The 24,792-nt window shown below is 70.2% G+C and carries 24 protein-coding genes and 1 pseudogene; 10 read left to right on the top strand and 15 right to left on the bottom strand.

The features are described 5' to 3' along the window. Positions 1-109 precede the first annotated feature (109 nt). Complete coding sequence (gene iscB, locus OG729_RS22110; RefSeq protein WP_405811225.1) at positions 110-1,846, top strand: RNA-guided endonuclease IscB; 1,737 nt, start codon at positions 110-112, stop codon at positions 1,844-1,846. A gap of 253 nt (positions 1,847-2,099) precedes the next feature. Here iscB and pdxH read toward each other — a convergent pair whose 3' ends face one another. Further along, on the bottom strand, positions 2,100-2,723 hold the full coding sequence (pdxH, locus tag OG729_RS22105; protein WP_405811223.1) for a pyridoxamine 5'-phosphate oxidase: 624 nt from the start codon (positions 2,721-2,723) through the stop codon (positions 2,100-2,102). Positions 2,724-3,058: 335 nt separating this feature from the next. Here pdxH and OG729_RS22100 point away from each other — a divergent pair, with 335 nt between their 5' ends. Beyond that, the gene (locus OG729_RS22100; RefSeq protein WP_360867923.1) at positions 3,059-4,168 is read left to right on the top strand and encodes a citrate synthase 2; all 1,110 of its coding nucleotides are present in this window, start codon (positions 3,059-3,061) and stop codon (positions 4,166-4,168) included. A gap of 45 nt (positions 4,169-4,213) precedes the next feature. On the opposite strand, the gene OG729_RS22095 is transcribed toward OG729_RS22100, so the two are convergent. The 10 genes from OG729_RS22095 to OG729_RS22050 all read right to left on the bottom strand — a co-directional run bounded on the left by OG729_RS22095 (position 4,214) and on the right by OG729_RS22050 (position 17,009). Further along, on the bottom strand, positions 4,214-5,224 hold the full coding sequence (locus OG729_RS22095; protein ID WP_360867925.1) for a 2-oxoglutarate and iron-dependent oxygenase domain-containing protein: 1,011 nt from the start codon (positions 5,222-5,224) through the stop codon (positions 4,214-4,216). Between the two features lie 246 nt (positions 5,225-5,470). Next, positions 5,471-6,142, bottom strand: coding sequence for a TetR/AcrR family transcriptional regulator (locus OG729_RS22090; RefSeq protein ID WP_405807779.1), 672 nt, complete (start codon positions 6,140-6,142; stop codon positions 5,471-5,473). Further along, positions 6,130-6,864, bottom strand: coding sequence for an enoyl-CoA hydratase family protein (locus tag OG729_RS22085; protein WP_360867930.1), 735 nt, complete (start codon positions 6,862-6,864; stop codon positions 6,130-6,132). The genes OG729_RS22090 and OG729_RS22085 overlap by 13 nt, the downstream gene beginning before the upstream one ends. Next, positions 6,861-8,462 (bottom strand): 4-coumarate--CoA ligase family protein, encoded by a 1,602-nt coding sequence (locus tag OG729_RS22080; RefSeq protein ID WP_405807777.1) that lies wholly within the window; start codon positions 8,460-8,462, stop codon positions 6,861-6,863. Before OG729_RS22080 ends, OG729_RS22085 begins: the two co-directional genes overlap by 4 nt. Before the next feature lie 42 nt (positions 8,463-8,504). Then, complete coding sequence (locus OG729_RS22075) at positions 8,505-9,662, bottom strand: acyl-CoA dehydrogenase family protein (protein ID WP_405807775.1); 1,158 nt, start codon at positions 9,660-9,662, stop codon at positions 8,505-8,507. Next, positions 9,659-11,902, bottom strand: coding sequence for an acetyl/propionyl/methylcrotonyl-CoA carboxylase subunit alpha (locus OG729_RS22070; protein ID WP_405807773.1), 2,244 nt, complete (start codon positions 11,900-11,902; stop codon positions 9,659-9,661). Before OG729_RS22070 ends, OG729_RS22075 begins: the two co-directional genes overlap by 4 nt. A gap of 10 nt (positions 11,903-11,912) precedes the next feature. Next, entirely contained in the window at positions 11,913-13,511 is a 1,599-nt protein-coding gene (locus tag OG729_RS22065; protein WP_405807772.1) for an acyl-CoA carboxylase subunit beta, read from the bottom strand. After that, a complete protein-coding gene (locus tag OG729_RS22060) occupies positions 13,508-15,220 on the bottom strand; it encodes an acyclic terpene utilization AtuA family protein (RefSeq protein ID WP_405807770.1) in 1,713 nt (570 codons plus the stop codon). Before OG729_RS22060 ends, OG729_RS22065 begins: the two co-directional genes overlap by 4 nt. A gap of 2 nt (positions 15,221-15,222) precedes the next feature. Next, positions 15,223-16,035 (bottom strand): TIGR03084 family metal-binding protein, encoded by an 813-nt coding sequence (locus OG729_RS22055; protein WP_405807769.1) that lies wholly within the window; start codon positions 16,033-16,035, stop codon positions 15,223-15,225. A 77-nt stretch (positions 16,036-16,112) separates the two neighbouring features. Then, a complete protein-coding gene (locus OG729_RS22050; RefSeq protein WP_405811221.1) occupies positions 16,113-17,009 on the bottom strand; it encodes an EamA family transporter in 897 nt (298 codons plus the stop codon). A 153-nt stretch (positions 17,010-17,162) separates the two neighbouring features. Between OG729_RS22050 and OG729_RS22045 the strand changes: the two are divergent. The 7 genes and pseudogenes from OG729_RS22045 to OG729_RS22015 all read left to right on the top strand — a co-directional run. Next, positions 17,163-17,444 (top strand): annotated as a pseudogene (locus OG729_RS22045) (LysR family transcriptional regulator); the annotation flags it as partial. 179 nt (positions 17,445-17,623) lie between these two features. Continuing rightward, positions 17,624-17,842 carry a hypothetical protein gene (locus tag OG729_RS22040; protein WP_405807768.1) on the top strand — a complete coding sequence of 73 codons (219 nt, stop codon included), beginning with the start codon at positions 17,624-17,626 and terminating at the stop codon, positions 17,840-17,842. Further along, on the top strand, positions 17,826-18,344 hold the full coding sequence (locus tag OG729_RS22035; RefSeq protein WP_405807767.1) for a DUF6879 family protein: 519 nt from the start codon (positions 17,826-17,828) through the stop codon (positions 18,342-18,344). Before OG729_RS22040 ends, OG729_RS22035 begins: the two co-directional genes overlap by 17 nt. Beyond that, positions 18,334-19,167 carry a helix-turn-helix domain-containing protein gene (locus OG729_RS22030; protein ID WP_405807765.1) on the top strand — a complete coding sequence of 278 codons (834 nt, stop codon included), beginning with the start codon at positions 18,334-18,336 and terminating at the stop codon, positions 19,165-19,167. The genes OG729_RS22035 and OG729_RS22030 overlap by 11 nt, the downstream gene beginning before the upstream one ends. Before the next feature lie 60 nt (positions 19,168-19,227). After that, complete coding sequence (locus OG729_RS22025) at positions 19,228-19,542, top strand: hypothetical protein (protein ID WP_405807764.1); 315 nt, start codon at positions 19,228-19,230, stop codon at positions 19,540-19,542. 68 nt (positions 19,543-19,610) lie between these two features. Beyond that, positions 19,611-19,844 carry a DUF397 domain-containing protein gene (locus tag OG729_RS22020; RefSeq protein WP_360867956.1) on the top strand — a complete coding sequence of 78 codons (234 nt, stop codon included), beginning with the start codon at positions 19,611-19,613 and terminating at the stop codon, positions 19,842-19,844. A gap of 75 nt (positions 19,845-19,919) precedes the next feature. Further along, positions 19,920-20,390, top strand: a complete 471-nt coding sequence (locus OG729_RS22015; protein ID WP_405807763.1) for a hypothetical protein — start codon at positions 19,920-19,922, stop codon at positions 20,388-20,390. Between the two features lie 33 nt (positions 20,391-20,423). Here the strand turns inward: OG729_RS22015 and OG729_RS22010 are convergent, their stop codons facing one another. The 4 genes from OG729_RS22010 to OG729_RS21995 all read right to left on the bottom strand — a co-directional run bounded on the left by OG729_RS22010 (position 20,424) and on the right by OG729_RS21995 (position 24,112). Beyond that, positions 20,424-21,452 carry a hypothetical protein gene (locus tag OG729_RS22010; protein WP_405807762.1) on the bottom strand — a complete coding sequence of 343 codons (1,029 nt, stop codon included), beginning with the start codon at positions 21,450-21,452 and terminating at the stop codon, positions 20,424-20,426. Then, positions 21,449-21,784 carry a PadR family transcriptional regulator gene (locus tag OG729_RS22005; protein ID WP_360867965.1) on the bottom strand — a complete coding sequence of 112 codons (336 nt, stop codon included), beginning with the start codon at positions 21,782-21,784 and terminating at the stop codon, positions 21,449-21,451. Before OG729_RS22005 ends, OG729_RS22010 begins: the two co-directional genes overlap by 4 nt. Positions 21,785-21,987: 203 nt before the next feature. Continuing rightward, positions 21,988-22,320 (bottom strand): glyoxalase superfamily protein, encoded by a 333-nt coding sequence (locus OG729_RS22000; protein WP_405807761.1) that lies wholly within the window; start codon positions 22,318-22,320, stop codon positions 21,988-21,990. 277 nt (positions 22,321-22,597) lie between these two features. Then, entirely contained in the window at positions 22,598-24,112 is a 1,515-nt protein-coding gene (locus OG729_RS21995; RefSeq protein WP_405807760.1) for a monooxygenase, read from the bottom strand. A 259-nt stretch (positions 24,113-24,371) separates the two neighbouring features. Here OG729_RS21995 and OG729_RS21990 point away from each other — a divergent pair, with 259 nt between their 5' ends. Next, entirely contained in the window at positions 24,372-24,791 is a 420-nt protein-coding gene (locus OG729_RS21990) for a pyridoxamine 5'-phosphate oxidase family protein (protein ID WP_405807759.1), read from the top strand. The last annotated feature ends 1 nt before the right edge of the window (position 24,792 follow it).

Raw genomic sequence — 24,792 nt, 5'->3', positions numbered from 1 at the left:
ACTACACCAACGGCGTTCACTTGTTCGGGATTTTGGGTGCGATCACACATACGAGCGGGATCGGACGACTTCCCGGCAGCCGACGAGGTCGCCGTGGATACCGTCGCTCATGGCGCACTCGGCGAAAGGAGATCACTCGCTCCCGCTCCCTCCGTCGGCGGAGGCGAGCCGAGTGAACAGCCTCAGTCATCCGGATCAGTTGATCAAAGGGAGGTGCCCTTCGATGACTACGTTTCCCGCAGGCGAGCAGACCCACCAGGCTGTGCTTCCTCAGCAGCCTGCTCTGGAATCCGTGGGAGCAGACAACCCCGGGAGCAGGGACGAAACGGCTCACGGACAGCCCGCCACCGCGCGGGCCACCGGCAGGGAACATGGGCGAGGGGAAACCGACGAGCGCAGCACCCGGCCACGTCGGCGTCACGCCGCACAGGCAGAGACCGGAGACGGTGACGTCCCGACACACGGCAATACGTACAAAGGTGGAGCAGGCGCGAGCAGGGTGTTCGTCCTCGCGAACGACGGCCGTCCCCTGATGCCGTGCCACCCAGCACGGGCACGCGAACTACTCGCCAAAGGCCGGGCCGTCGTCGCACGGCAGGCCCCGTTCACCATCCGGCTCAAGGACCGAAGCCGCGCCGATTCCGAAGTCGAGGGCGTACAGCTTCGGATTGACCCGGGCTCCAAAGGCACCGGTATCACGATCACGGACTCGAAGAAGGAGGCCGCACAAGACGGCAAGACGGTGACTGTGAGGCGCGGGCTCGTCTCGGTCGAACTCCAGCACCGGGGCCAACAGATCCACAAAGCAATGGGGCAACGAGCGGGATACCGTCACCGCCGACGCGCGGCCAACTGTCGCTACCGCCCGCGCAGATCCAACAACCGCACTCATCCGCAGGGCTGGCTTGCGCCGTCACTCCGGCACCGTGTCGACACCACTCTCTCCACAGCTGGCCGCCTCTGCCGGTACGCACCCATCACCGAGATCCATATCGAGCGCGTTGCCTTCGACACCCACGCCATGAGCGCGGGCAAGGATCTCACCGCAGCCGAATACCGGAGCGGCACCCTGGCAGGGACCGAGATCCGCGAGTACCTACTCGCCAAATGGGGGCGATCCTGCGCCTACTGCGGGGCCACAGGCGTGCCGCTCAACATCGACCACGTCCGACCACGCAGCCGCGGCGGGTCAAACCGCATCTCAAATCTGGTGCTGGCATGCATCAGCTGCAACCAGGCCAAGGGGGCCACCCCCGTAACCGAATTCCTGGCCCGCCGACCAGATCGCCTCGCAACCATCCTTGAACAGGCCAAGGCACCTCTGCACGACGCCGGAGTCATGAACGCGACCCGCCAGCAACTCGCCTGCGCCCTGGAAGCCCTTGGACGGCCGGTCCACGTGTGGTCGGGCGGCCGCACGAAGTGGAACCGCACAGCCATGGGCCTCAACAAGTCCCACACCCTCGACGCCCTCTGCGTCGGCCGGCTGGATCACGAGAACGGGGACACCATTGTTCGGGTCCCCCAGCAGGTCTCCGTCATCAAGGCCACAGGTCGCGGCGTATACGCCCGTACTACCCCCGACCGGTTCGGCTTCCCTCGTCTTCGGCGTCCGCGCCGCAAGCAGCACTACGGCTTCGCCACCGGCGATCTCGTCCGCGCCACCGTGCCCACCGGAAGGTGGAAAGGCACCTGGACAGGGCGCGTGGCCGTCCGAGCCACGGGTCAGCACAGCCTCACCACGCCGGTGGGCCGCTTGAACGTGTCCCATGTGAACCTACGACTCCTCCAGCGGGCAGACGGCTACTCGTACGCACAAAAACAAGAGGTCATAAAAATCGGTTGAGCCGCTTCCCGAGGGGTGCCTAAGGTGTGATTCACGCTTAGAGAGGAGGTGGTTCGGAAGTGATGTCTTACCGGACAAGCGAGGTGGCTGCGGGCTAACGGCCTGCCGTCGCACTCTGTGCACCTCGGCAGGCCGCCTGCCGAAATTCCAAGCAGTCACCCGACCCGTGGGCCGCCGGTAAGTCCGGCCGGCTCCCTCCGTCTCGTACGGCAGGGACCAAGGCCCACGGGTCGTCTGCGTTCCCGGGCCCCGCTCACGGAGCCAGCCGCTCGACCCGCCACCCCTCATCCGTACGGACATACCGCAGCCGGTCGTGCAACCGGTTCTCGTGGCCCTGCCAGAACTCCACCGTCTGCGCCTCGACCCGGTAGCCGCCCCACTCCGGCGGCACCGGGACCTGTTCGCCCTCCGGGTAGCGGGTCGCCAGCTCCTCGTATCTGCGCAGCAGGTCCTCGCGCGAGCCGATCACCGACGACTGCTCGCTCGCCCACGCGCCCAGCTGCGAGCCGTGCGGGCGGCTGCGGAAGTACGCGACCGTCTCGTCGCGGCCGATGCGGGCCACGGTGCCGTTGACGATGACCTGGCGGGCGATCGGGTGCCAGGGGAAGAGCAGGGAGGCGTACGGATTGGCGTCCAGCTCCCGGCCCTTGCGGGAGGCGTAGTTCGTGTAGAAGACAAAGCCACGGGTGTCGAACTGCTTCAGCAGCACAGTGCGGGACGACGGGCGGCCCTCCGGCGACGCGGTGGAGACGATCATGGCGTTCGGCTCGTGCAGACCGGCGGAGGCGGCGTCCTTGAACCAGTGCGCGAACTGGTCAACGGGATCGGGAGCCAGCTCCGTCTCCAGGAGCGGGGTAGAGCGGTACTGCTCCCGCATGACCGCGGGGTCGTGCGAGTCCGCGGGGTCGTGGGCAGGAGCGAGATCCGGGCGCGGGGCGGCATGGTCGGTCACGGGGCCATCCTGCCTCAGCGGCCCAGTTTGCCCGGCACGGAGTGCCGCTAATCCTTCCCGCCCGAAATGGCGCAGTGTGCCGGATGTCACGCTTCCCCGCATCAGCCGGACCGGACAAAATCTTGGGTCGGGCCACTGTGGCCCCCATACAGCAGGGGATATCGTGCCTGCCTCCCGGCGATTGGGTGACCACCAGCCGCACGGGGCATCACCGGGGTGATTGACCCACACCTGTCGTACACATCTTGAGGAGCCGCCTGATGTCCGACTTCGTACCTGGACTCGAGGGAGTCGTCGCGTTCGAAACGGAGATCGCCGAACCCGACAAGGAGGGCGGCTCGCTCCGCTACCGCGGTGTCGACATCGAAGACCTGGTGGGCCATGTGTCCTTCGGGAATGTGTGGGGGCTGCTGGTCGACGGCGCGTTCAATCCCGGGCTGCCGCCCGCCGAGCCCTTCCCGATCCCGGTGCACTCCGGTGACATCCGGGTCGATGTGCAGTCGGCGCTGGCGATGCTCGCCCCCGTGTGGGGCCTGAAACCGCTGCTGGACATCGACGAGGCGCAGGCTCGCGACGATCTCGCGCGGGCCGCGGTGATGGCGCTTTCGTACGTGGCACAGAGTGCGCGCGGCCAGGGTCTGCCGATGGTCCCGCAGAAGGAGATCGACAAGGCGCAGTCCGTCGTCGAGCGGTTCATGATCCGCTGGCGCGGTGAGCCGGACCCCCGGCATGTGAAGGCCGTCGACGCCTACTGGACCTCGGCCGCCGAGCACGGCATGAACGCCTCCACCTTCACCGCCCGCGTCATCGCCTCGACGGGTGCGGATGTCGCGGCCGCCCTCTCCGGCGCCGTGGGAGCCATGTCGGGCCCGCTGCACGGCGGCGCCCCCTCCCGTGTCCTCGGCATGATCGAGGAGATCGAGCGGACCGGGGACGCGACCGCCTACGTCAAGCACGCACTCGACAAGGGCGAGCGGCTGATGGGCTTCGGGCACCGGGTCTACCGCGCGGAGGACCCGAGGGCGCGCGTGCTGCGCCGTACGGCCAAGGAACTGGACGCGCCGCGCTTCGAGGTCGCGGAGGCACTGGAGCGGGCGGCACTCGATGAGCTGCACAACCGCCGACCGGACCGGGTGCTTGCCACGAACGTGGAGTTCTGGGCGGCGATCATCCTGGACTTCGCGGAGGTCCCGGCGCACATGTTCACGTCGATGTTCACCTGCGCGCGTACGGCGGGCTGGTCGGCGCACATCCTGGAGCAGAAGCGCACGGGACGGCTGGTGCGGCCGTCCGCGCTCTACGTCGGGCCGGGGTCGCGGGACCCGCGCGAGATCGCGGGCTACGAGGACATCTCGAACCTCGGGGGCTGAGCAGGGCCCCGGTCACGCCGGGGCCCGGGGCACGGCCGCCGCCGCTTACGCCGCCGGCTCCAGCAGGTCCGCATGGTGCCGGGCGGCGACCAGCGGGTGCGCCCGCAGCTTGCCCTTGAGCTCGTTGCGGCCGTACTCGGCGAACAGCGGATTCGCCGGGTCCGCGCTCACACCCGGCGCGTGTGCCGCGTACGGGAACGGCAGCGGCTCGATCCGGGCGTCCAGGCGCGGGTTGTAGAAGAACGGCACGGAGAACCGCTCCGTGGCCCCGGGCGGGCTGACCACCCGGTGGTTCGTCGCCTTGAGATAGCCGTTGGTGGCGACCTCGAGGAGCTCGCCGAGGTTGACGACGAACGCACCCGGCAGCGGCGGTACGTCGTGGAAGGCGCCGTCCTCGCGCTCCACCTGGAGGCCGCCGATCCGGTCCTGCTGAAGCAGGGTCAGGAAGCCGTAGTCCTTGTGTGCGCCAACGCCCTGGCCCCCGCCCTCTACGGCGCTGCCCGGGTAGCGCACCAGCTTGAGGTGCAGGTGTGCCCGGTCGCCGAAGACATCGTCGTAGAAGTCCGCGGGTGCGCCGATGGCGGTGAGCAGTTCGGTGAGGAGCTTGTGGGCGACCCGGCTGAGCCGGTCGATCCAGGCGAGCGCGGCGGGGCGCAGCTCGGGCAGGGCGGCGGGCCACTGGTTGGGTCCCTCCAGCCACCAGTACCCGGGCTCGCCGGGGCCGGGGACGCGGGCGGGCCGTTCGGCGCCGATGTCGAGCTGGTCGCGCCAGTCCATGCTGCCGCCGGTGCGCTCGTCTCCGGTGCGCGTGTAGCCACGGAAGTGCGGCGAGTTGATGTTGTCTATGGCGAGGCGGTCCGCCTCGGGCAGCGCGAAGAAGGCCCGCATGGCGGTGGTGAGCGCAGTGGTCTCGGCGTCGGTGACACCGTGCCCGGTGAGCTGGAAGAAGCCGACGTCATGGGCGGCGCTGTGCAGCTGTGCATGCAGCAGGGCCCGGGCCTGGGGGCCGCGGTCGGCGGCCGAGAGGTCGATGACGGGAAGCTGAAGGTACGACATGGATGTGTCCACGGGGTGTGCGTGGTCCCATGGGGCCGCCAGGGGTGGGGCGGGGCCACAGGTGCCGGGGTGGAGAGGGGGCTGTGCGCTGACTCAGAGGGAGCGTCGACAGCCCATGCTCGTGACGCGGACGTAGTCCACGTGGCGGCGTCGTACGAGCAGAAGCATCCGCCCAGGATACTGCGGACCGGCCGGGACGGTGGTGTCCCAGGTCACAGGCGGTTCAGCCCAACCGTCACACGCGGATCAGCCCAACGCGTCGTCCAGCATTGCCGCCCACTGCGCCACCACCCTCCTACGGCGCGCGGCGTCGTCCGTGAGGAGGTTGGCGAGGCCCAGGCCGCGGGCCATGTCGAGCAGCCCCTGGACCGTTTCGCGTACGCCGGGACGCGATTCGTCCACCTCCAGCAGCTGGACGGCGATCCGATGCGTCTCGCGGCCGACCCTGGCCTCCAGCTCGGTGACCCGCGAGTGCAGCTGGTCCTCGTTCGACGCCGCCACCCAAAGGTGCAGCGCGGCCCGGAACAGCGGCCCGGTGTAGAGGTCGACGAGGGCCGCGACGACCGCCGTACGGTCCTGGGTCGGGAGCGCCCGCAGGGCCTGTGAGCGCTCCTCCGCCACATATTCGACCGCCGCCGTGAACAGGTCCTCCCGGGTCGGGAAGTGGTGCTGTGCCGCGCCCCGCGAGACTCCGGCCCGCTCGGCGACCGCCGAGACGGTCGAGCCCGCCCAGCCGTGTTCGGCCAGGCAGGACACCGCGGCTTCGAGCAGCCGCTGCCGGGTGGCCCGGCTGCGGTCCTGCTTGGGCTCCTTGGCCTTCGGTTCCTTGGCCTGCGGCTCCCCGGCCCGCGACGCGGCCCGCGACGTGGCCCGCGACGTGGCCCGCGGCCCCTTGGCGGCGGAGGTCACAACACCCATGCGGGGTCCCGTCGTTCGAGGAAGGACGTCATCCCCTCGCGTGCCTCCGCGGAGGCGAAAAGCGACGCCGAGCGCTGTACAAGATCCTCCGCGTCGCGGTCGAAGGTCTCCAGCACCCTAGCTCCGAGCAGCTCTTTCGAGGCGGCCAGCCCCTGCGGGGACGCCCTGCGCAGCCCGTCGAGCACCGGTGCGAGCGCCGCGTCCACATCGTCCGCGGCGAGCGTGATCAGTCCCGTACGAGCAGCCTCCGCCGCGTCGAAGCGCTCCCCCGTGAGGTAGTAGCGCTCGGCCGCGCGCTGGTCCATCCGCGGCAGCAGCGGCAGCGAGATCACGGCGGGCGCGACCCCGATCCGCACCTCCGTGAAGGCGAAGTCGGCGGCGCTGGCTGCGGCCGCGATGTCGCAGGCACCCAGCAGCCCGAGGCCGCCGGCCCGGACATGCCCGGTGACGCGTGCCACCACCGGTTTCGGCAGCGTGACGATCTGCCGCAGCAGGGCGACGAAGGTGTACGGGTTCGGCGGGGCCTTCAGATCGGCGCCCGCGCTGAACGTGGAGCCGGTGTGGGTGAGCACCACGGCCCGTACGGACTCGTCCTTGGCGCACTCCCCCATCGCCTCGCCGAGCTCGCCGACGAGCCGCGCCGACAGGGCGTTGCGGTTCTCCGGCGAGTCCAGCGTCAGGGTGGTGATGCCGCGCTCGTGCGCGGTGGCGAGAAGCGTCACGTGTTCTCCCTCTTGATCGGCTCCCGGTCCCTCAGTTCACGCCTGAGGATCTTTCCGGAGGCGGCGCGCGGAACCACGCCGGTGAACGAGACACAGCGGATCTTCTTGTACGGCGCGACCCGCTCCGCCACGAAGGCAATCACATCGTCCTCGGTCAGCTCCTCGGCGTCCCGCTGCCGTACGACGTACGCCTTCGGGATCTCGTTCCCGTCCACGTCGTACACGCCGATCACAGCCGCGTCCGCGATGCCCTCGTGGGTGAGCAGCAGCGCCTCCAGCTCTGCCGGAGCGACCTGGAAGCCCTTGTACTTGATGAGCTCCTTGACCCGGTCGACGACGAAGAGCCAGCCGTCGCCGTCGACGCGCCCGACGTCGCCGGTGTGCACCCAGCCGTCCGCATCGATCATCTCGGCGGTCGCCTCGGGCCGGCCGAGGTAGCCCTTCATCACCTGCGGTCCGCGGATCGCTATCTCGCCCTCCTCGCCGACGCCGACGTCCTTGCCGGGGTCGTCGAGACAGACGAGCCGCATCTCGGTCGAGGCGATGAGCTTGCCGACGGTGCCGGGCGGCGGGTTGTCGGCCGCCGGCGGCACCACATGCGTGCCGGGCGACAGCTCGGTCATGCCGTATGCCTGGCCGATGGGCGGGAGCCCGAGCCGCCGGGAGCAGGCGGCGGCCAGTTCGGCGGCCAAGGGAGCGGCCGAGCAGATGACGTAGGTCAGCGAGCCGAGGTCGTACTGCGCGACCGCCGGGTGCTTGGCGAGCGCGAGGACGATCGGCGGGGCGACGTACAGACCGTTGATGCGGTGCTTCTCGATCGCCCCGAGGAAGGTGTCGAGCTCGAAGCGGGGCAGTACGACGACGGTGGCGCCGTTGCGCAGCGGGGCGTTCATCAGGGCGGTGAGGCCGTAGATGTGGAAGAACGGCAGTACGGCGAGGATGCGGTCGCCGGGGCCCATCGGTATCAGCGGATTGAGCTGGGCGAGGTTGGTGGCGATGGAGCGATGGGTGAGCATCACGCCCTTGGGCACTCCGGTGGTGCCGGACGAGTACGGCAGCGCGGCGATGTCCTCGGCCGGGTCGATGGCGATGTCCGGCTCGGGCGCGATCGAGCCGAGCATGTCGAGGACGCTCGCATGCCCGTCGGCACGGTCGCAGACGAAGATCTCCTCGATGCCGCCGACCAGCTCGGCGGCCCTGCGGGCGACTTCGAGGAGGGGTGAGACGGTGACGATCCAGCGGGCGGAGGAGTCACGGAGCTGTTTGGCGAACTCCTCCGCCGTGGAGAGCGGATGGACGGTGGTGACGGTCGCGCCGGCGCGGGTCGCCCCGTAGAAGACGGAGGGATACGCGATGGTGTTGGGGCTGTGCAGGGCCAGCACATCGCCCTTGCGCAGACCCGCGTCGGCGAGCGAGGCGGCGATGCGCCGGTGGAAGTGGTCGAGCTGGCGGTAGGTGATGGTGGTGCCGTTCACGCCGTCGATCAGGGCGATCGTGTCGCCGTACTCGGCGGCTGCCCGGCCGAGCACGGCCTCGTGGATCGGCTCGGTGACGGCCGGGACATCTGCGTACTCGCTGCGGAACACGGTTCCGGGCATGTCGGCCCCCTCGCACTGTGTGGACGGCCAGAATCGCCTCTGTCAGTACGACTTGGGGAGACCCAGGGACTGGTGGGATACGTAATTGAGGATCATCTCGCGGCTGACCGGGGCGATCCGGGCGACGCGGGCGGCGGTGATCAGGGACGCGAGGCCGTATTCGCGGGTGAGGCCGTTGCCGCCGAGGGTGTGGACGGCCTGGTCGACGGCCTTCACACAGGCCTCGCCGGCCGCGTACTTGGCCATGTTCGCGGCCTCGCCGGCCCCGATGTCGTCTCCGGCGTCGTAGAGGGCGGCGGCCTTCTGCATCATCAGGCGGGCGAGTTCGAGCTCGATGTGGGCCTGGGCGAGAGGGTGGGCGATGGCCTGGTGGGCGCCGATGGGTGCCTTCCAGACCTGGCGGGTCTTCGCGTAGTCGATGGCCTTGGCGAGGGCGTAGCGGCCCATCCCGATGCCGAAGGCGGCGGTCATGATGCGTTCGGGGTTGAGTCCGGCGAAGAGCTGGAGGAGCCCGGCGTCCTCTCCCCCACGGCCTTCGGCGTGGGAGGTACCCCCACCGACGAGCGCGTCGGCTGGCAGGTGCACCTCGTCCAGTACGAGCTCGAACTGCTTCTCCTGGGCGTGCAGTTCCATGTCGATCTGCGAGCGCTGGAAGCCGTGGGCGTCGCGGGGGACGATGAAGAGGCACGGCTTGAGCTTGCCGGTCCTCGCGTCCTCGGTGCGGCCGACGATGAGGGTGGCGTCGGCGATGTCGACGCCGGAGATGAAGACCTTGCGCCCGGTCAGGATCCAGCCGCCGTCCTTCTTGCGCGCTGTGGTCGTGATCCGGTGGGAGTTCGATCCGGCGTCGGGCTCGGTGATGCCGAAGGCCATGGTGAGGCTGCCGTCGGCGAGGCCGGGGAGCCACTGCCGCTTCTGCTCGTCGGTGCCGAAGCGGGCGATGACGGTGCCGCAGATGGCGGGCGAGACGACCATCATGAGGAGGGGACACCCGGCGGCGCCCAACTCCTCCAGCACTATGGAGAGTTCGGCCATGCCGCCGCCTCCGCCGCCGTACTCCTCGGGGAGGTTGACGCCGAGATAGCCGAGCTTGGCGGCCTCGGCCCACAGCTGTTCGCGTTCGTATCCGCGTCCGTGGCGCTGTCCGAGCGCGGCGACGGCGGCACGCAGTGCGGTGTGTTCCTGGCTCTCGATGGTCATGACGCGGTGTCCTCCTCCTGTACGACGGCGAGCAGGGCGCCGACCTCGACCTGACGGCCGGGTACGGCGTGGAGCGCGGTGAGGATGCCGGAGGCGGGCGAGAGGATGCGGTGCTCCATCTTCATGGCCTCCAGCCATACGAGCGGCTGCCCCTGGGTGACCTTGGCTCCTTCGGCGAGCCCGTCCCCGATGCGGACGACGGTCCCGGGCATGGGAGCGAGCAGGGACCCGGGCTCGGCCCGGTCCTGCGGATCGGTGAACCTCGGCCGCACGGCGAGCGCGTGCGCGCCGGTGGGGCTGTCGATGTGAATGTGCCCGTCACCGTGATCGGTGACGTGGAAGGGCCGTACGACTCCGTCGATCTCGAGCCGTACGCGGTACGGTCCGGCGTCGACGACCCGCACCCCGGGATCGTCGACCAGCTCGAACCCGCCGCCCCGGGTGGGGCGGTACCGGATCTCGTGCTCGCCGAACGCCTTGGCCTGCGGCTGGGAGGGAAGGTTCCGCCAAGCTCCGGGCCGTGACGCGGCATCGGCGAGTGCGGCGGCAATCGCGGCGTGCCGCTCCCCGTCGGCGGGCGCGGTGAGGGCGTCGAGGTGGCGCTCGTAGAACCCGGTGTCGAGCCGCGCGGAGGTGAAGTCGGGATGCTCCAGGGACCGCACGAGCAGCGCCCGATTGGTGACGGGCCCGTGCACCCGGGCCCGCCGCAACGCATGCGCGAGCCGCCGCACGGCCTGGTCCCGGGTGGGGGCCCAGGCGATGACCTTGGCGATCATGGGGTCGTAGTGCACGCCGATGGAGTCCCCACCGGCATACCCGGAATCGACGCGCACCCAGGGGACGGCGTACACCGGGTCTTTGACGCCCGGGCGGAAGGCGTCGTCGCCTTCATGCCCGCCCGCGCGAAGCGCCGGGCCGCCAGTGGCGGCGAACCCCGCATCCCCGCCCGCGCGAAGCGCCGGGCCGCCCGTGGCGGCGAACCCCGCATCCCGGCCCGCGCGAGGCGCCGGGCCTGTGGCGGCCTCCGCCCCGTCCGCAGGACCGAAGGCATCGCCACCCTCGTGCCCACGCGCGCGAAGCGCCGCGCCCCCAGCCGCCGGGCCGCCGGTGGCGGTGAACCCCGCGTCCCCGCCCGCGCGAAGCGCAGGGCTCCCGGGGGTGTGGGGGGTCCCACCCCTCACGTTCAAGGGCGGGTGGGTGGGAACGACCCCCGGCACGTCCAGCGCGTGCAGCACCCCCGTCTGCGGCGTCCACCCGCTCCCCGGGTCCTCCGCATAAAGCCTCGCCTCCACCGCGTGGCCCCGCGCCCCCGGCGGCTCCGCGGGCAACGCCGCGCCCTCCGCCACCCGCAGTTGCAGTTCCACCAGATCCACGCCGAACACCGCTTCCGTCACCGGGTGTTCCACCTGGAGACGGGTGTTCATCTCCAGGAAGTGGGCCTGGTCGCCGACGACCAGGAACTCCACCGTCCCCGCGCCCCGGTAGTCCGTCGCACGCGCCGCCCGTACCGCCAACGCGTACAGGGTCTCGGTGAGTTCGGGGCTCAGACCGGGAGCCGGTGCCTCCTCGATCACCTTCTGGTGGCGGCGTTGCAGGGAACAGTCACGGGTGCCCAGCGCCCAGACGGTGCCGTGCGCGTCCGCCAGGATCTGGACCTCGACATGGCGGCCGTTCTCGACGTACGGCTCCAGGAACACCTCGCCGTCGCCGAACGCCGACGCCGCTTCGGACCGGGCCGCCGCCAACTCCCCGGCCAGGGAGGCCAGGGAACGGACGATGCGCATGCCCCGCCCCCCACCCCCCGCCGCCGCCTTCACCAGGACCGGCAGGTCGGCCTCGGTCAGGGCCGTGGGGTCGAGGGGCGCGCCGCCCATCAGTTCCTTCGCCCGGGTCTTGGACGCCATCGCTTCGATGGACGCGGGAGGCGGACCGATCCACACCAGGCCCGCAGCCGCCACCGCCCGCGCGAACTCCGCGTTCTCCGACAGGAAGCCGTACCCCGGATGCACCGCGTCCGCGCCCGCCGCGAGCGCCGCCTTCACGATCAACTCGCCCCGCAGATACGTGTCCGCCGGAGCCGCCCCCGGCAGCCGTACCGCCGCGTCCGCCTCCCGTACATGCAGGGCGGTCGCATCCGCGTCCGAGTACACCGCGACCGTCGCGATGCCCAGCTCACGACAGGTACGGAAGATCCGGCAGGCGATCTCGCCCCGGTTGGCGACAAGTACAGAAGTGATCATCGAAGAGTCCTCACATCCGGAAGACGCCGAAGCCGCCGCGCGCGCCTTCGACCGGGGCCGTGTGGATGGCCGACAGACACAGGCCGAGGACGGTGCGGGTGTCGCGCGGATCGATGACCCCGTCGTCGTACAGCCGCCCCGAGAGGAACATCGGCAGCGACTCCGCCTCGATCTGCTGCTCCACCATCGCCCGCAGCCCCGCGTCCGCCTCCTCGTCGTACGGCTGCCCCTTCGCCGCCGCCGACGCCCGCGCCACGATCGACAGCACGCCCGCCAGCTGCTGCGGCCCCATCACCGCCGACTTGGCACTCGGCCAGGCGAACAGGAACCGGGGGTCGTAGGCCCGCCCGCACATGCCGTAGTGCCCGGCTCCGTACGACGCCCCCATCAGCACGGACAGGTGCGGCACGCGCGAGTTCGACACCGCGTTGATCATCATGGCGCCGTGCTTGATGATGCCGCCCTGCTCGTACTCCCGGCCGACCATGTAGCCGGTCGTGTTGTGCAGAAAGAGCAGCGGCACATCGCGCTGGTTGGCGAGCTGGATGAACTGCGCCGCCTTCTGCGACTCCGCGCTGAACAGGACGCCCTGCGCATTGGCCAGCACACCGACCGGATACCCGTGCAGCGAGGCCCACCCCGTCACCAGGCTCGGCCCGTACAGCGGCTTGAACTCGTCGAAGTCCGAGCCGTCGACAATCCGCGCGATCACCTCGCGCGGATCGAAGGGCGTCTTCAGGTCCTCGGGCACGATGCCGAGGAGCTCCTCCTCGTCGTACTTCGGCGGCTCGGCCGGACCCGGACCGGCGTGCGCCTTGCGCCAGTTGAGGCGCGCGACCACCCGCCGCGCCTGCCGCAGCGCATCCGCCTCGTCCACCGCGAAGTAGTCGGCGAGTCCCGACGTACGCGCGTGCATCTCCGCGCCGCCGAGCGACTCGTCGTCGCTCTCCTCCCCCGTCGCCATCTTCACCAGCGGCGGCCCGCCGAGGAAGACCTTCGACCGGTCCTTGATCATGACGGTGTGGTCGGACATGCCGGGGACGTACGCGCCGCCGGCGGTCGAGTTGCCGAAGACGACCGCGATGGTCGGAATCCCGGCCGCCGACAGCCTGGTGAGGTCCCGGAACAGCGCCCCGCCGGGTATGAAGATCTCCTTCTGGGAGGGCAGATCCGCACCGCCGGACTCGACGAGCGAGATGCACGGCAGCCGGTTCGCGTAGGCGATCTCATTGGCCCGCAGCGCCTTCTTCAGCGTCCAGGGGTTGGACGCCCCGCCCCGCACGGTCGGGTCGTTCGCCGTGATCAGGCACTCGACGCCCTCGACGACGCCGATGCCGGTGACCATCGACGCGCCGACCGGATAGTCGCTGCCCCACGCGGCGAGCGGGGACAGCTCCAGGAAGGCCGTGTCGGGGTCGAGCAGCAGCTCGATCCGCTCGCGCGCCAGCAGCTTTCCGCGCCCCCGGTGCCGCGCGACGTACTTTTCGCCGCCGCCCGCGAGCGCCTTGGCATGCTCGGCCTCCAGGGCGGCGAGCCGGTCGAGCATCGCCTCCCGGTGGGCTGCGTACTCCGGTCCCCCGGGATCGAGCGACGACGCGAGCACAGTCACAGCAGTACCTCCGGGATGTCGACGTACCGGCAGCGCAGCCACTCGCCGAGCGCCTTGGCCTGTGGGTCGAAGCGGGCCTGCGCGGCGACGCCCTGGCCGAGGATCCCCTCGACCGTGAAGTTCAGGGCGCGCAGATTCGGCAGAACATGGCGTACGACGGGCAGTGCGGCGGTCTCCGGGAGCAGCGCGCGGAAACGGTCCACGGTCAGCTCGTGGGCGAGCCAGCGCCAGGCTTCGTCGGACCTGACCCAGACGCCGACGTTGGCGTCGCCGCCCTTGTCGCCGCTTCGGGCGCCGGCGATCAGACCGAGAGGTGCGGGTCGCCGGGGCCCGTCGGGCAGTGGCTGCGGCAGCTCACCGGGGTCGTCGAGCGGCTCGACCGCCTGCGTGCGTACGGGAGTCGGCACCGCGATCCTCCCCCAGCCTTCGGCCGGGGGGACCCCCATCTCGCGTCGCTCGCCGTCGGGCAGTACGGCCGTGTGCGTCACCTCGGCCGCGTCGACGTACTCGGCCTCGAACACCCCGTAGGGCGAGCCCTTCCCCGGCGGGGCCGTGACATGGAAACCCGGGTAGCTGCCGAGCGCGAGCTCGACCGCCGCGCCGGTCACTGCCCGCCCGACCTTGTCCGGGTCGCTGTCGCGCACGACGAGCCGCAGATAGGCGCTGGCCCGCTCCTCGGTGTCGCCGTCGGGCCGCTCGGTGCGGGCCAGCTCCCACCGCACCTCGGCCGGGCGGTGCTTGCCGAAGGCGTCCTCCAGCTGGTCCTGCACGAGACGGGCCTTGGCCTCGATGTCGAGGCCGGTCAGTACGAAGACGACCTCGTTGCGCCAGCCGCCGATGCGGTTGAGCCCGACCTTCAGGGTCGGCGGCGGGGCCTCGCCGCGTACGCCGGAGATCCGTACCCGGTCGTCGCCGTCCTGCGTCAGCCGTACGGTGTCGAGGCGGGTGGTCACGTCCGGTCCGGCGTACCGGGCGCCCCCGGTCTCGTACAGCAGCTGCGCGGTGACCGTGCCGACGTCGACGAACCCGCCGGTGCCGTCGTGCTTGGTGATGACGCAGGTGCCGTCGGCGTGGATCTCGGCGAGCGGGAAGCCGGGGCGGCGCACGTCATGGCTGCTGAAGAACGCGTAGTTGCCGCCGGTGGCCTGGGTGCCGCACTCCAGGACGTGTCCGGCGACGACGGCGCCCGCCAGCCGGTCGTACTCCGTCGGCCTCCAGCCGAAGTGGGCGACGGCCGGTCCGGTCACGAGCGCCGCATCGGTGACCCGGCCGGTGACGACGACATCGGCGCCCGCGCGCAGGCACTCGGCGATGCCCGCGCCGCCGAGGTAGGCGTTGGCGGTGAGAGCGCCGGGGAACCGGGCCGCGAGGTCGTCGCCCTCGACGTGCGCGACCTTGACGGGCACGCCCACGCGTTCGGCGAGCGCGCGGACGGCGTCGGCTAGTCCGGCGGGGTTGAGCCCGCCCGCGTTGGCGACGATCTTCACGCCGCGTTCGTGGGCGAGAGAGAGGGTGTCCTCCAGCTGCCTGAGGAAGGTCTTGGCATAGCCGAGGCGAGGGTCCTTGAGCCGGTCGCGGCCGAGGATGAGCATGGTGAGCTCGGCGAGATAGTCGCCGGTGAGCACGTCCAGGGGGCCACCGGTGAGCATCTCGCGCAAGGCGTCGAAGCGGTCGCCGTAGAACCCGGAGGCGTTTGCGATACGCAGCATCCTCAGGCTCCCTGCGGCGCGCGGCCGGGTCCCGCGGGGCCCGCGAAGGCCTGCACGATGTCCAGCCACCGGTCGGCGTCGGCGCCCTCGGCCCGTACGGCGAGGTCGGCGCGGTGCGCGCGCTGGGTGACCAGCAGGCAGAAGTCGAGGGCGGGCCCGGTGACCTTCCCCTGGCCTTCGGCATGGGGGACCCCAGCGGCGTCCTCGGGTCCGTACGCCCAGAGCGTTCCGTCCGGCGCGGTCAGCTCGACCCGGAAGGGCGCGGCGGGCGGCGTCAGTCCTCGTACTCCGAAGGCGTAGTCGCGCGCCCGCACCCCGATGTACGCGACATGCCGCAGCCGCGCGGTGGGTTCGCGTACGACTCCGAGCGCGTCGGCGATGTCCTGCCCGTGCGCCCAGGTCTCCATCAGCCGCCCGGTCGCCATGGACGCGGCGCTCATCGGCGGCCCGTACCAGGGGAAACGGGCACCGGCCGGGGCGGCGCGCAGGGCCTGCTGCAACTTCTCGCGCCCGTCGCGCCAGCGGGCGAGGAGCTGGGCCGGCGGCAGCGCCGCGCCCTCTTCGGCGCCCTCGTCGACGAAGGAGTCGGGCGCGACGAGGGCCTTCTCGACCTGGGCGGCGAAGGCGTCGGCGTCGGTGACGGCGAGCAGTGCGGCGGAGTCGGTCCAGGCGAGATGGGCGATCTGGTGGGCGACGCTCCAGCGCTCGGCGGGGGTCGGTCCCGCCCACTCCTCGTCGCTCAACTCCCTTACCAGCTCGTCGAGTTGATCGCTCTCACTGCGCAGGTCGTCGAGTACGACGGTGGGGTCGGACACGGTGCGCTCCCTCGGGACACGGCGTTGTGTGCCCTGGAGCATGGCAGCGCTACAGAAAACAAGCAAGCACGCTTGCTTTAGATCTGCTGCCCTTCTGGCGCATTCCTGGCCACCTGGGTGCGCACGGCGCCCATGCTCGCGGCGATGACCAGCGCAATCGCCAACGCGTCGAGCGCGGAAAGGGCTTGATGCAGTACGAGGAATCCGGCCGTCGCCGCGATCGCCGGCTCCAGGCTCATCAGCACGGCGAAGGTCGAGGCGGGCAGCCGGCGCAGCGCGAGCAGCTCCAGGGTGTACGGCAGAACGGACGACATCAGCGCGACGGCGAGCCCCAGCCCGAGCGTGGAGGGCACGACCAGCTTGGTCCCGGACTCCGCGATACCGAACGGCAGGCTCAGCACGGCACCGACGCCCATCGCGAGCGCGAGCCCGTCGGCCTGCGGGAAGCGCCGCCCGGTGCGGGCGCTGAAGACGATGTACGCGGCCCACATCGCGCCCGCGGAGAGCGCGAAGAGCGCGCCGACGGGGTCGAGCCGGTCGAAGCCGCCGCCGCTGAGCAGGACGACGCCGCCGAGCGCGAGCCCCGCCCAGACGAGGTTGACCAGCCGCCGGGACACGATCACCGAGAGCACGAGCGGCCCGAGGACCTCGAAGGTGACCGCGGCGCCTAGCGGGATACGGTCGGCGGCCTGGTAGAAGAGGATGTTCATTGCGGCCATGACGGCGCCGAAGGCGACGACGGTGCCCCAGTCGGCGCGCGAGTGCCCGCGGAGCGGGGGCCGGCAGACGACGAGCAGCACGAGGGCGGCGAGTACGAGCCGCAGGGTGACGACGCCGAGGGCTCCGGCGCGGGGCATGAGCAGTACGGCAATGGCCGCGCCGAACTGGACGGACAGCCCGCCGGCGACGACGAGGGCGACGGGGCCGAGGCGGTGGCGGGTGGCGGTGCGGGGCCCGGAGCCGGCCGTGTCCAGGGCTGCGGCGGCTTCCGGCTCGTTGGCGACGACTGCGGTGCGGTGCTCGTCCACCGGAACCTCCCTGGATGCTTTTCGGCCGACGCCCTCCACGCTACGGGTCTTCGAGCGCTCCGTGAAATACCGACTGGGCTGCGGTTATGCTCCACACGCATGAGCATCGAGCTGCGCCATCTCCGCTGCTTCCTGGCCATCGCGGAGGAGTCCAGCGTGACCAGGGCGGCGGCCCGGCTGCACCTCACCCAGCCCGCGGTCTCCCGGTCGCTGGCCGCGCTGGAGAAACACCTCGGCACCCGGCTGGTGGACCGTTCCACCCATCATCTCGCCCTCACCGCGGAGGGCGAGGCCTTCCGCACCAAGGCGGCCGCGGCGGTCGCCGCCTTCGACGAGGCCCTGGACGCGGGCCGACTGGGCGGGTGGCCACGGCGGCTGGGCTAGCGGGGCCCGGTGGACACGCCCGGCGCGGACCTGACGGCGGGGCCGGTCACCCTGCCCCTCAAGATCGTCTATGCCGGAACGGGAATAACCTCAAGTCGGCATGGACGTGGGAAAACAGGCTCCGTAGCGTCGACTTCGGCCGGTCCCGTCCCGGGGGCCGAAGACAAGGGGGCACCATGCCACGAGAGCAACTGACCAGGCTCACCGGCAACGGCAACGGCAACGGCAACGGGGAGTGCGGGGGCGACGACTGCCCCAACGTCTACCGGACCGCATCTGGTTCATTCATCATTCAGGGAGACACGTCGAGCGCCTTCGCTCCAGCGCAGGGAGAAGGGCTTGTCGAGATCCCCGAGGCAGTTCTGAGGGAGGCTGTCCGTGTTCTTGGCTGGTGACGACTGGCGGAACACCTTCGACTCCATGGAGCAGGAGGCATGGAGGCTGGAGACCTTGCCCGTATACCGAGTGGAGCCGGAACGGGACGCGATCCGGCGGTTCATGGCCGGTGAGCCGGTAACCCGCGAGTGGACTCAGCCGTGGTTCGGCCGCATTCAGGGATACGTGGCCAGCGCCCGAACCGTAGGCAGGGTGCACGTCGTGACCCGACCCCTCACGGACTACCTCCGCTTCGAGTTCGACCACTACCGGCACAACGTGGAGGCGGGAGAGGACATCCGAATCCTCGACGTGACCGATCGCCCCAACCCCGTGGCCGGCGCGCAGGACTTCTGGATGTTCGACCGCTCCAAGGTCGTCCTCATGCACTACGAGCCGGACGGTACTCAGATCAGCCGGGAGGTGCACACAGGAAATACGGCACCGTTCCTGGAGTATCAGCGCATCGCCATCGCCGAATCGGTGCCCTTTGCGGAGTACGTGAAGGGCCTTGACGCTTGACCCCGATCAGCTAGGTCAGTCCAAAACCGACCTGGCCGAGCGACTGAGAGAGCTGCGCAGCGCAGCCGGTCTCACGGGAGACCGGCTGGCCAAGCGATGCAACATGTCTCAGTCGCAGATCAGTAAGTTCGAAACGGGGAAGAGGACCCCGAGCCTCGTCGATGTGGAGCGTATCCTTCGGGCGATTGGGGCTCCACCCGAGCTGATTACCGAAGTAACCGCACTGGCCAGGATCGCCAATACCCAGTGGCAGGACACGCGGTCTTCACTGCGCAGGGGTATTGAGAAGCGACAGACGGAGCTCGCCGCCTTGGAGGCCGAGGCGACGACCCTCCGATACTTTCTGCCTGCCATGGTGACGGGACTGCTGGCCACGCCGGAGTACGTGCGGGCGAGCCTGAGCGGCTTCCCGGGCGACGTTTCGAAGACGGTGGCGCGCAAGCTGGAGAGGCAGTCGGTGCTCTACGACACGTCGAAGTTCTTCACGTTCCTGCTTACCGAGCAGGCGGTGAAGTGGGCGGTCGTGCAGCCATCGGCCATGGCCGTGCAGATCGACCGGCTGGTCTCACTGTCGCGCCTCCCCAACGTCCGCATCGGCGTGATCACGCTCGGGACGGGCATACCTCTTGGCCCGATGAACACCTTCACGGTCTATGACGATCGGTTGGCGACGGTGGAGAACTTCACCGGGCGCATGGTCTTTCGAGACTCCCGTGACATAGCGGAACATCTGGAGGTCTTCAGCCTCTTCGAGGAACACGCCCTGTTCCAGGATGCGGCCCGCCAACAGCTCTCCGAATGGGCCGAGTTGTACCGGGCTTGATTTTATGCCGCAACGGGAATCGGTCTGGATTCGTCGCTGATGTGACGGGACCATGGGCGCATGCCGACCAACCAGAGGAATCCGCGCAAGCAGCCCCATGCCAAGGGTTGGCGAATGGACCCCATTCCAAGTCGTCCCGCCTACAAGGATGAAGACGGGAACGTCCGCATTCCCATCTGGCTGACGAAAAACGGTCGGCACACGGCGGACACGGAAATGGTTCTGCTTCCCTCCGAAGCCGAATTGCTGAACGAACGGCTGACCGACGCCATCGGTGACTCGCCGTCGGCCTTGCAGGCGGCACTGCTCCACGCTCACGTCGCGGCCAAGGGTCCCGGCGTCACCCTTGTGTCCAAGGCCCCCCACTCCGCCTGAGACAACGCGCTCAGCATCACCACGACGGCCACGCCCCGTGCCCGTCGGACGACCAGGAAGGCACACCCATGCACAACGGAACCGACCTGTACGCACTCGCCATCGACGGCGCCGCATTCGCCAGGGCCTGCGGCGGCAACACCCATCCCGACGGCGAGTCCTGCGTGACCCTCGCCCGCATCGGCCAGGACGCCTGGGCGCTGGGTGACAGCAAGCAACCGGCCGCGGAGCCGCTGCGGTTCACCACGGCAGAGCTGGACGCGGCCGGAATCGACCCGGCGCGGTTCGGGCTCTCGGCCTAGCGCACCACCCCAGCCGGCCTCGGTCCTCCTCCCCCCGAGGGCCGGGGCCTCCGACCACACAGAACGGGGCGCCAGTTGCACCATCACGGCTATCTGTGGACCGGCCCGAAGCAGCGGTTCGACCAGGAAGGCCTGCGTCGCCCCCCGCACCCCGAGCCACCCCCGGCCGACAGCAGGCCCGAGCTGATCCAGCGCTACCGCGAGGTCGTCGCAGAGTTCCCCGTCAGCGACCTTCCTCCCATCGAGACGGCGCACTGGCTCATGAAGCCCCCTGCTTTGATCCGAGGGACGTGGGAGGAACCGAAGGAGGCCGCGGCCTGGCTGGGCGAGCGGCTGGCCGAGTACGCGCCCCGCTTCATCGCGGACTCGGACCGGGACCGCAACCGGCTCGCCGCCCTCCTCAACTCCACCGCCGAACGTCTGGGTTGGGGCGGCGACGTATCCCTCGGCTGCTACCTCGAACGGCCCGCGTTCCTGTCCCTGGCCCTGGTGACCTGCTCCCCCAACCGCGTCACGCCCGATCACCCTTGCCCCCGCAGCCAGTGACCCGAGTCAGGGATTTGCTGGGGCTGCCGCCTCTCACCGCTTCTGGCGGTGGACGTCTCTCCACACCTGCACCATGTCGGCCGCACACGACGCCAGGAACAACACAGGGACCCAGAAACGGAACGAGGCCACGTCGGGACTGCGCAGCTCGTCGCTCCCCGCCACGACGACCAGCACGGCGAGCAGCCCGACCCAAAGGAGCCGCCGGCGCTGGGCGCGCCGCTTGCGGCCCGGGCCGTCGGCCAACCGGGATGCGTAGATCTCCACATCACCGAATTCCCCCTGAGCCGTCAGCTCCGGTGCCGCGGCCAAGTGGGAGCGTGCTTCGGTCACATGCCCGCGCGCATCCGCCGCCGACATGCCGTGACGTCCGCGCAGCAGCCCGTCCAGGCGCCGGAGCCACGCCTCGCTGTCCCCACCCCGGGCCCGGGCGAACCACCTGTCTGCTGTCCCGTCGGGCAGCCAGTGCGCGCCCACCATCACCACTACCGATGCCGCCAGCAGTACCGGCGCGGGCAGCGAGAACAGTTCGCGTTGGGGCAGCAGGGAAGCGGCAGCGATCCCGCCCACCAGGCCCACTGCGAACGCTCCGATGCACGCCCGCATGGCCGGCACCCGGCCCGCGGTGCGCAGAGCGACCGCCACACAGGCGACCACGGTGGCTGCGGCGAGCGCGCTGACGCTTGTCAGCGTCGCCCACGACACATCGACCCATATCCCGTCGCGGACCCAGCGGATGGCGCTCAGCAGGGCTCCTGTGAACCCGGCCACCGTGAGCCCTGCGGTGAACCGCTCACCAGCCGTCGTACCCGCCAGGTCCACCCTGCTTGTGTGCGCCTCGTCGATGCGTTCGGCCGCAACCGAGGCTGCGTACTGTCGCGGGTCGTCGAACAGGTCCCGCGCCGACCTGCCGGTCTCGGTCACCATCTCGTGGACCTCGGAGAGGGCCTGGTCCGCCAGGCCCTTCTGGGGGTTGTACTTCAGAACGAGTTCGAGTTCGAAGTTGGCAGCCCACGTCTCGTCCTCCTCGCGGGTCCACCGGATGCCTGTATTCACCGTCATAGCCCTTCCCCTCCCGTAAGCGCCGTCACTGTGGTGCTGAAGTCCTTCCAGGCCGTGCGCTGTTCCTCAAGGAGCCTTCGGCCCTCTTCGGTGATGAGGTAGTACTTGCGCCCCGGCCCGGCCTCTCCCGCCGCCCACTGCACCTCGACCGCGCCTTCCTCGGCCAAGCGAGCAAGCGCGGGGTAGAGCGTGGCGGGCTTCACGTTGCCGAGGCCGGCCGTCGACAAGCGGTTCAGCAACGCGTAGCCGTAGCTGGGCCCTTCGGCTTCCAGAACGCCCAGCAGGCAGAGCTGCAGACATGCGCGTACCCACGCCGGGTGAGGTACGGCCACCGGGATCAGCTCCTTCTCGAAATCTCAACTAGTTCGGAAATCAGACTAGTCCAGGAATCGATCGAAGCCAAGCATTGGCCCACAGGAGCGTCCACGGGGACAAGGAGGGACGTGCCCCTGAGCAGCGCACACCCCGGAACGACAAGACCGCGGCCTCCTACGAGGCAGCGGCTTGGCTGACGGGGACTTGACGCCGGGCCGATTCATTCCGTCGGCGTGCCTACCCGTAGGCGGTTGCCGTCAGGGTCGCGCAGCTCGATCTCACGCGCCCACGGGGCGTCCTTCGCCTGTACACCGAATTCAGCAGCGACGGCGTCGACATCACGGACTCGGAGGTAGATCAAAGTGTCGGGGCGGGCATCGTCCTTGTGCTCCGACAAGAACAACCGCACCCGGCCGCGAGCGACCTCCACGAACGCGGGAAACCCCGGATCGAAGCGATGTTCCCACTGTTTGACGAAGCCCAGACGGCCGTACCAGGCGAGAGCCGCCGTGGCATCGTGGACGTGAAGGATGGGGATGACTTCCTCGTTCATGCGACCCGTCTTCCTGAAGATCTTCCCGTTGGCCTCTCCATGCTTCCGGTTGCACACGCGGGGAACGTCGCCCTCGAAGAGGACATCCGACTGCATCCTTGGAACTAGGCAGTGTCCGGCGACCGGTCGTGCGACTGGGCAGTGGCCACGTCGTCGGAGACAGCGGAATGACTGTCCTGAACCGGTGAGGAGGCGCTTGAGGGCCGCCCCCAGCAAGTCGGTTCCGGGCAGGGGTTCAAAGCCGAGCGCGTCGAGAAACGCCGGGCGCCCGGCAGCATCAGGAGGGCGTTCCGGCCCAGGCGGTCAGCGCCTCGCGCCGCTCGTCACGGCGTGCGGCGATGTCGGTGGTGCGCGTGGCCCAGGCGACATGGCCGTCGGGGCGTACGAGGACTTCGGTCACTGGGTCCAGGTCCGCGTGGTCGTTCCGCTCGGTGACGGTGATCGCGGTGACGCGCGAGCCCCACCCCGGCGTGACGGCATCCTCCAGGTCCGGGTCGCCCGCAAGGTTGAAGTGGACGAAGCGGCCCGCGGGGAGCAGGTCGTAGACCCGTGTCGCATCCGACTCGGCGGCGGTCAGCCCGATGTCGGGCATCCGCCGTCCCATCAGCGGGTCGGCCCCAGGTGTCGCAGGCGGATAGACGGTGCCGAGCGCGGAGACTTGTGCGGCGAGAGTGCGGTTGACCTCCGCTATGCCGAGGAGTTCGTTGAGGAGCTTGCGCAGTGCCGCGCCGGGGCGCTGATATTGCCGGACGAGCGTCAGTTCCGCCAGCAGCGTCTGGACCTCGGTGTTCTCGGTGACCGCCTGTCCGACCGGATTGCGCTCCTCGTCATAGCTGTCCAGCAGCCCGGGCGGCGCCCAGCCGTTGACCACGGCGGCCAGCTTCCAGCCGAGGTTCATGGCGTCCTGGAGGCCGGTGTTGAGCCCCTGGCCCGCCGCGGGGAAGTGGATGTGGGCGGCGTCGCCCGCCAGCAGGATGCGGCCGGAGCGGTACCTTTCGGCGAGCCGGGTGGCGTTGCCGAAGCGCGACAGCCAACGGGGCTCGGCGATACCGCAGTCGGAGCCGCAGACCCGGATCAGCGAGGTGCGGAACTCCTCCAGGGTCACGGGCTCGCCGGCAGGCACCCGCATCCGCTCCGGGTCCAGGTAGACCAGCCGGGTCAGACCGCCCTCGAGCGGCGCAACCAGCACACCCCGGGCGCGGGCGGCGCCGAGAACCAGGGGGTCGGCGTCGATCAGCGCGAAGTCGCCGAGCACACCGGTCAGGGTCTCGTCGGTACCCGGGAAGTCGATGTCGGCGGCCTGCCGCACCACGCTGCGTCCGCCGTCGCACCCGACCGCGTATCCGGCGCGCACGGTCTCGACGCTGCCGTCGCGGCCGCGCACCTCCACGTCGACCCCGTCGCCGTCCTGGCTCAGCCCGGCGACCTCGTGTCCGCGCAGGATCTCCACGCCCAGTTCCAGGGCCCGCTCCTCGAGCAGCGCCTCGGTGCGTGCCTGCGCGAGGAACAGGGTGTAGCCGTGCCGGGAGTCCAGCCCGGAGAAGTCCAGCTGGGTGGGGAGCTGGGCGAAGTGCCAGCCGGGCACCGTCCGGCCGAGCGGGAGGAACCGGTCGAGCAGCCCACGCTGGTCCATCAGCTCCACGCTGCGCGGGTGCAGGGTGAGCGCCCGCGAATCCCGCTGCGGTTCGGCGCGGCGCTCCAGGATCCGGGTCCGCACACCGGCCAGCGCCAGTTCGCACGCGAGCATCAGCCCGGTCGGGCCCGCACCCACGACGACTACATCGACGTTCATCGGAGTTGTCCTCCCATATTTAGTGAACAGCGTTCACTATAGTGAGGCCCATGAGCTCCCCGTCAAGCCCCGCCCGAGGCCGACCGGTGCTTACGTACGGGCCCATGGCGGCACCGTCGGTCGCGAAGGAGCGGGCGGCGACCGACCGGTCGGCCCGTCACACGACCCCTCGGACAGGCCCTGGCACCGCAACCCGCGCCAGGCCCGCACATGGGGCCGACAGCGAGCTCCCTGCCATGCCCCGTGGTAGACCGGGCTCATGAAGCGCGACGAGCTGCTGTGGTTCCTTCGCCGGTACAAGCTCGCCGTCCAGGCGACCGTCGCCCCGGACGGCACCCCCCAGGCCGCCGTCGTCGGATTCGCCGTCAGTGACGAGTTCGAGATCGTCTTCGACACCGTCGAGACGACCCGCAAGTGCCTCAACCTCCGGGCCGACCCCCGTATCGCGCTCGTCGTCGGCTGGGACGACGCGATCACCGCGCAGATCGAGGGCGTCGCCGACTTCCCCACCGGCCCCGATCGCGAACGCCTGCTCGCGTCCTACTTCGCCGTGTATCCCGACGGCCGGGACCGGCTCGCGTGGCCCGGGATCACGCACGTCCGGGTGCGGCCGACCTGGGTGCGGTACAGCGACTTCACCCAGGACCCGCCGCTGGTCGAGGAGCTCACATTCGGGTGAG

This window comes from Streptomyces sp. NBC_00210 (assembly GCF_045160975.1).
GTDB lineage: Bacteria > Actinomycetota > Actinomycetes > Streptomycetales > Streptomycetaceae > Streptomyces.
Note: the sequence above shows the minus strand (reverse complement) of the source record. Positions and strands in the feature narration are given on the sequence as shown.

What these genes read in the sequence shown, in the direction of transcription:
- iscB (WP_405811225.1), top strand. Translation starts at nt 110, where the DNA reads ATGGCGCACTCGGCGAAAGGAGATCACTCGCTCCCGCTCCCTCCGTCG.
- pdxH (WP_405811223.1), bottom strand. Translation starts at nt 2,723, where the DNA reads ATGCGGGAGCAGTACCGCTCTACCCCGCTCCTGGAGACGGAGCTGGCT.
- OG729_RS22100 (WP_360867923.1), top strand. Translation starts at nt 3,059, where the DNA reads ATGTCCGACTTCGTACCTGGACTCGAGGGAGTCGTCGCGTTCGAAACG.
- OG729_RS22095 (WP_360867925.1), bottom strand. Translation starts at nt 5,224, where the DNA reads ATGTCGTACCTTCAGCTTCCCGTCATCGACCTCTCGGCCGCCGACCGC.
- OG729_RS22090 (WP_405807779.1), bottom strand. Translation starts at nt 6,142, where the DNA reads ATGGGTGTTGTGACCTCCGCCGCCAAGGGGCCGCGGGCCACGTCGCGG.
- OG729_RS22080 (WP_405807777.1), bottom strand. Translation starts at nt 8,462, where the DNA reads ATGCCCGGAACCGTGTTCCGCAGCGAGTACGCAGATGTCCCGGCCGTC.
- OG729_RS22075 (WP_405807775.1), bottom strand. Translation starts at nt 9,662, where the DNA reads ATGACCATCGAGAGCCAGGAACACACCGCACTGCGTGCCGCCGTCGCC.
- OG729_RS22070 (WP_405807773.1), bottom strand. Translation starts at nt 11,902, where the DNA reads ATGATCACTTCTGTACTTGTCGCCAACCGGGGCGAGATCGCCTGCCGG.
- OG729_RS22060 (WP_405807770.1), bottom strand. Translation starts at nt 15,220, where the DNA reads ATGCTGCGTATCGCAAACGCCTCCGGGTTCTACGGCGACCGCTTCGAC.
- OG729_RS22040 (WP_405807768.1), top strand. Translation starts at nt 17,624, where the DNA reads ATGCCACGAGAGCAACTGACCAGGCTCACCGGCAACGGCAACGGCAAC.
- OG729_RS22025 (WP_405807764.1), top strand. Translation starts at nt 19,228, where the DNA reads ATGCCGACCAACCAGAGGAATCCGCGCAAGCAGCCCCATGCCAAGGGT.
- OG729_RS22020 (WP_360867956.1), top strand. Translation starts at nt 19,611, where the DNA reads ATGCACAACGGAACCGACCTGTACGCACTCGCCATCGACGGCGCCGCA.
- OG729_RS22010 (WP_405807762.1), bottom strand. Translation starts at nt 21,452, where the DNA reads ATGACGGTGAATACAGGCATCCGGTGGACCCGCGAGGAGGACGAGACG.
- OG729_RS22000 (WP_405807761.1), bottom strand. Translation starts at nt 22,320, where the DNA reads ATGAACGAGGAAGTCATCCCCATCCTTCACGTCCACGATGCCACGGCG.
- OG729_RS21995 (WP_405807760.1), bottom strand. Translation starts at nt 24,112, where the DNA reads ATGAACGTCGATGTAGTCGTCGTGGGTGCGGGCCCGACCGGGCTGATG.
- OG729_RS21990 (WP_405807759.1), top strand. Translation starts at nt 24,372, where the DNA reads ATGAAGCGCGACGAGCTGCTGTGGTTCCTTCGCCGGTACAAGCTCGCC.